The sequence below is a fragment of the Blastococcus goldschmidtiae genome, assembly GCF_031845325.1.
GTDB classification, from domain to species: Bacteria; Actinomycetota; Actinomycetes; order Mycobacteriales; family Geodermatophilaceae; genus Blastococcus; species Blastococcus goldschmidtiae.
Genome location: NZ_JAVREI010000049.1, coordinates 1 through 436, shown reverse-complemented (window position 1 = coordinate 436; position 436 = coordinate 1). Strand labels below are relative to the sequence as shown.

Annotated in this window: 2 protein-coding genes; both read right to left on the bottom strand. The window is 54.6% G+C overall.

The window, feature by feature from the left end; all coding sequences use genetic code 11:
* Positions 1 to 234: hypothetical protein (locus tag RM425_RS21535; protein WP_311347275.1), on the bottom strand; the 234-nt coding region annotated here is incomplete at its 3' end.
* Positions 231 to 436 (bottom strand): hypothetical protein (locus RM425_RS21530; protein WP_311347274.1); only part of this gene is annotated, 206 nt, incomplete at its 5' end. The genes RM425_RS21535 and RM425_RS21530, both read right to left, overlap by 4 nt.

Sequence of the window (436 nt, the reverse complement as noted above, 5' to 3'; positions counted from 1 at the left end):
GGCCAGGGCTGCGCGGAGTTCTTCAATATGTTGTTCATGGGAATGCTGGCGGGGCTGTATCCGGCAGAGAGGGATAACCTCCACATCATCCGGGTGCGCGCGAAGCCACGCGTCAGTGACTGCAATGTCGTCAGTGTAAAACCATGTGCCGGATGTCCCGTTGGCCAGAAAACGCATTTTCCAGGCTTCTGGGGTGGCGGTTGTGTTGTTATCTTTCATGGTGCCACCACTCATTCAACAGGCTTAATGCTGTCCAGGCGCAGTCTGCTCAGACTGTCGTGGCTGCCACAGCGGCGTCCAGTGCTTTTGCTGTAGCACTCCTGCCCCCTGATACACCATGCCGTTGGCGTTTCGTAGAGGCTGACACGTCGGGTTTTATCTTTAATGATGAGAAGCCCGGTGTGAGTTTTTGTCTTTTTCATCGGTGGGGTACAAA